The following is a 4,568-nucleotide window of genomic DNA, read 5'->3' on the forward strand; positions in this document are numbered from 1 at the left end:
ACAGAATAGCTCGGCTGTCTGCCGTCTACAACAGCCAACAGCATCTCGCCGTCCTTTGTCTGTCCCAACACGGAGCGCGGCTGCAAGCCCCAGCCGGAAGAGCCGCTGATGAGCTGTTCGCCGTTGACCACAAGTGCCGGACTGAACTGCATGGCATCGCGTGCCTTTTCCGGCAAGGTATTGGAGATTTTGAGATGATCTTCTTCATCCAAGCTAATCACCTTCATCGTGGTGTCCAAGGACTTCCGATATGTCTCCCGATTGGATAAAATCATACCAAATGCTTCTCCGCCGTTGCCTGTGCCGTCCGGATCGGAAAATCCACTGGCATTGATGCCGAGAACTGCGTCATTTCTCTCGCAAATCTTATCCAGATAACTGCCGGAAGAGCCGAGATTGGGTGCTGTTGCGAGCTGCACCTGTCCAGAGTCTTTGATGATTGCCATACGGCCGGAATAGCCGTCACCGGTCAGGCTGACAATGACAATGCCATTGTGTGTATCGATGGCGCAGACATCATCACCGTAAATGGTTTTTATGCCGGTTTCTTCCTTGTCATAATCTGCCCGGTCAATGAGCAGACAGCCATCTGCATCTAACAGATTTTCTTCTTTGTGTTTTTCCAGATATGCCGTCAGAGAGTCTTGGTCGATCTCCGGATATGTTTTAGCAAAATGCGTTTTTACTGTTTCCCATGCGCCAATGGCATTTGCCTTGTTTGGGAATTCTTCTTCGTCTTTGCCCCAAGAAGAATTATACTCTTCCTGCTGCACTTCAACCACGACACGCCCCTTCATCACATCGTCAATGACTGATTGCGGGAGAAACCGTGTTGCCAGCCACTGATGATTCATGGTGCCCATCGCCGTCTCAATATATATTGTTCTCCATCGTTCAATCAATGGAATATTGGAAAATACCAGCACACAGTACGCTGCCATAAGAAGTACAACTATAATAAACCATCGGGTTATTTTTTCCGCCATACTGCGTTTTTTTCGACTGCGCCGCCTGCTGGCATGTTTGGCTTCGCGCTTGGCCTGCTTCGGATTGTCAACGCGTTCTTCCTCTACAATCTTCCAGCCGGATTTTCCTGCATCTTTTTTTCCGCTCAAGGATGCGTGTCCTCCTCTACATTGTTACAAAATTTGTCTTATTATACCATATCTTTCGCCTCAGTCCTATAGACAAACACATAAAAAAATTCTTAAATATTGCGTCTGTCTGCAAATTCATGATAAAATACCTAGACTAGGAGGAATTTACCATGCAAAATATCACCCAAAACAACAATCTGATTATCACAAATGTCCGTCCATTTTCTGCCCGTCAGACCTTCACCTGTGGTCAATGCTTTCGCTGGACACCACAGCCGGACGGCAGTTATCTCGGTATTGTGCGCGATGCAGCCGCTCGCGTTTCTGATTCCCACGGTGCATTGGTTCTTTCCTCTAATGCGCAGCAATACGAACCGCTCTGGCGCGCCTATTTTGATTGTGAGACGGATTATGCCGCGATCTGCGACAGCTTCGCCGTCGACGCCTTCACGTCTGCCGCCGCAGAATTCGGGCGTGGCATCCGCATCCTGCGGCAAGATCCTTGGGAAGCACTGTGTACGTTTATTCTCTCGCAATGCAACAACATTCCGCGCATCACCGGCATTGTCGACCGGTTGTGCACGCTGCTGGGCAAACCGATTGTGTTTGAACATCAAACGCTGTACACGTTTCCCACGCCCGAACAGCTGGCTGTTTGTACAGCCGAAGAGTTAGCACCTCTGCGGGCAGGCTATCGCACGCCATACTTGATTGCCGCTGCACAGGCGGTGTGTTCCGGCGCAATCGATTTTTCTGCTCTGGAACAACTGGATACCGACAGCGCACGGCGCGAAATCATGCAGCTGCGCGGCGTCGGGCGAAAAGTCGCGGATTGCTTTTTGCTGTTCGGTCTGCACAAGCTGGATGCCTTTCCCGTGGATACTTGGATGAAAAAAGCCGCCGCATATTACAGCGGCGACATGAAACGATTCATCAACAGCCCGTATGCAGGCGTGTATCAGCAATATTTCTTTTTCTATACCCGAGAGCATTATCAGTAATCAGTCGTCCTCATTTCGGCTCTCGCACAGATAGGTTGCTTCGAGATCGGACAAGTGCACCTTGACTGCCAGCGGATACTGCTCATATGCATGAGCGATGGCGAAGGAGCCAGCCTTTGCCGTGTCGTCAAATCCACCCATATGCCAGCGAATAGCGACAGCTTCCTCATTTTTCAGGCGCATAAACCGCTCGATGAGAAAGACCGACTTTTCGCCATGACCATAGGGAAACCGATCATTGATGGTATAATATGGAACTTTTTCCCACTGACCATCCTCATTTTTCCGATTGCGATACGAGACCTCATAAAATCCCGCCTTGCAGATGTCGTGCAGCAGCGTGCAAATCGCTACGCTTTCCGGATCATCTTCTCCCTCTACAAAATGCTTTTTCATAAAAACTTTGTAGACATTCAGGCTGTGCTCGACGAGACCGCCCTCATATGCCGAGTGAAATCGCGTTGATGCCGGTGCCGTAAAGAAATCCGAGCTAAGCAGCCACTCCAGCAGCCGATCTGCACCGCGCCTCTTGATGTGCTGGGTATATTGGTCAACAAAAATCTGTTTATAATCCAAACTCATATTACCACCTCAAATCCCGCCGCTGTCAGGGCTTCCCGCACCTGTTCCAGCGGTATTTTTTGTCCATATAATACAATCTGTCCGCTGTCTAAGACAATATCTATCTTTTGTACCTGCGGAATGCGTTCCATTCGGCGGCGCACTTCGCGCACGCAGCAGCCCGCGCTCATGCCGCTGACCGTCAATTCGATTCGATCCTGATGTTCTCTCAGCTCATCAAAAATCGCTCTGAGCCGTTCCCGTGTGTTATTTTCCGGTTCATCTAACACGCGGTTGAGCATTTCAGACAGGAAAAAGCGAATCTCTCGACCGGAAACGCCCCACTGCTGCAAATCATGTCCATTGACTGCCAAATCCCGCCGCGTCAGGCAATTGTCCTGTTGCAGCGTCTCTTCCAGCAATTGTTCCGTCTGCAGCAGCTCGGTTTGATTGTGCGGTGTTGTTCCCTGTCCAATACAATCTGCTTTTTTGATTGCCAGCAGCTGGCGAAAAACACTTTCGCCATGTACGGCCAATTTGCGCCGCACACTGCGGGCAGTTTGTCCCAGCGGTGTATCATGATGCCGCACCAAATACAGCAGCTGCTGCTCCATCTGGGCAGACAATCGCAAATGCTGCAAAGCTTGCTTGGCAACGACATACGACTGTGCGGGATGTCCATAAAAATGACCGATTCCCTGTGCATCGATGCTAAATGTCTTTGGTTTGCCGCAGTCATGAAACAGCATTGCCAGCCGCAGCAGCGGCTCCGGCCGAATGGCTTCCATCGCGCGGACAGAATGTTCCCATATATCATATTTATGATGCGGATTGCGCTGATTGAACCCCAGCATCGGTGCGAGTTCCGGCAAAATTTCCGTCAAAATATCCGCGAACTCCATGCACACAGCTCCGGCATAGGCACCGCACACCAATTGCAGCAGTTCCGCCGTGATTCGCTCTGCCGAGACATGAATCAAGCGTTGTCTGTTGTCGTGCAGAGCCTGCGCCGTGTGCGGCTCTACCGCATAGCCTCTCGTTGCGGCAAACCGCAATGCCCGCAAAATGCGCAGGGCATCTTCTTGAAACCGCGTTTCTGCTTCGCCGACACAACGAATGCATTTGCGCTGCAAATCCTCTTTCCCGCCGAACGGGTCACATAATCCGCGCTGTGGACTCCATGCCATCGCATTGATGGTGAAATCCCGCCGCGCCAAATCGCGTGTAATATCCGTCACAAACGCAACGGAATCCGGCCTGCGTCCGTCAGAATAAGCACCTTCTGTGCGGAATGTCGTGATTTCTATTGGTTCTCCGTCCAATACAACCGTCACGGTTCCATGCTTCAGACCGGTTTCAATTACCGGTAAATCAGAAAAAATCTGTTCCGTCTGTTCTGGTTTGGCTGCCGTACACAAATCATAGTCATGCGGCTTTCCGCCTGCCAGCCAGTCGCGCACTGCGCCGCCGACAATATAGCAGGCAAATCCCGCCTGTTCCAGCCGCTCCATGACCATGCCGATTTGCTTCGGCACAGAAAAATCCGTCGTATTAATGGCGCCGCAGACCATTGTACGGCTTCCGTTGCAGCGGGTGCTTGGTGCCGTCCGGTTCTACAATTGTCGTGTTATCCAGCTGTGCCTTGAGATTGGCACGATACTCAGCAATATATTCATTGCGCAGCTGCTTCTGCTCGACCTTTTCTTCTTCCGTCAAGCCTTCTGCCTTTGCCTTTTTCGCCAGCGCATTGATGCGTTCAATTTTCTGTTTTTCCATCGTTCTGCCTCCATCTATTCCAAATTTCTTTATCTTTTTATTATACTAACTTCGTGCAAGTGTGGCAAGTGTAATTCTCGCTTATGCCGATGCCGCTTCAATCTTAAGATTTCTTAATATATGAATCTATTGC

Annotated in this window: 5 protein-coding genes; 1 reads left to right on the forward strand and 4 read right to left on the reverse strand. The window is 50.4% G+C overall.

Features of this window, described 5'->3' with window-relative positions; genetic code table 11:
• Window positions 1-1,115: phosphodiester glycosidase family protein (locus ACR0P9_RS08115; RefSeq protein WP_432619055.1), on the reverse strand; the 1,115-nt coding region annotated here is incomplete at its 3' end.
• Window positions 1,116-1,267: 152 nt separating this feature from the next.
• Here ACR0P9_RS08115 and ACR0P9_RS08120 point away from each other — a divergent pair.
• Complete coding sequence (locus ACR0P9_RS08120) at window positions 1,268-2,098, forward strand: DNA-3-methyladenine glycosylase family protein (RefSeq protein WP_432619057.1); 831 nt, start codon at window positions 1,268-1,270, stop codon at window positions 2,096-2,098.
• Here the strand turns inward: ACR0P9_RS08120 and ACR0P9_RS08125 are convergent, their stop codons facing one another.
• The 3 genes from ACR0P9_RS08125 to ACR0P9_RS08135 are packed head-to-tail and all read right to left on the reverse strand — an operon-like array spanning window position 2,099 to window position 4,435.
• The gene (locus ACR0P9_RS08125; protein ID WP_432619059.1) at window positions 2,099-2,674 is read right to left on the reverse strand and encodes an HD domain-containing protein; all 576 of its coding nucleotides are present in this window, start codon (window positions 2,672-2,674) and stop codon (window positions 2,099-2,101) included.
• 2 nt (window positions 2,675-2,676) lie between these two features.
• Complete coding sequence (locus tag ACR0P9_RS08130) at window positions 2,677-4,230, reverse strand: cation transporter (protein WP_432619061.1); 1,554 nt, start codon at window positions 4,228-4,230, stop codon at window positions 2,677-2,679.
• A complete protein-coding gene (locus ACR0P9_RS08135; RefSeq protein WP_432619063.1) occupies window positions 4,211-4,435 on the reverse strand; it encodes a DUF896 domain-containing protein in 225 nt (74 codons plus the stop codon). Before ACR0P9_RS08135 ends, ACR0P9_RS08130 begins: the two co-directional genes overlap by 20 nt.
• Window positions 4,436-4,568: the final 133 nt, after the last annotated feature.

The organism is Butyricicoccus sp. (assembly GCF_050872565.1).
Lineage (GTDB): Bacteria > Bacillota > Clostridia > Oscillospirales > Butyricicoccaceae > Butyricicoccus_A.

Bases quoted from the DNA above. Each gene is read 5' to 3' on its own strand.
- ACR0P9_RS08120 (WP_432619057.1), top strand. From the start codon at position 1,268: ATGCAAAATATCACCCAAAACAACAATCTGATTATCACAAATGTCCGT.
- ACR0P9_RS08130 (WP_432619061.1), bottom strand. From the start codon at position 4,230: ATGGTCTGCGGCGCCATTAATACGACGGATTTTTCTGTGCCGAAGCAA.
- ACR0P9_RS08135 (WP_432619063.1), bottom strand. From the start codon at position 4,435: ATGGAAAAACAGAAAATTGAACGCATCAATGCGCTGGCGAAAAAGGCA.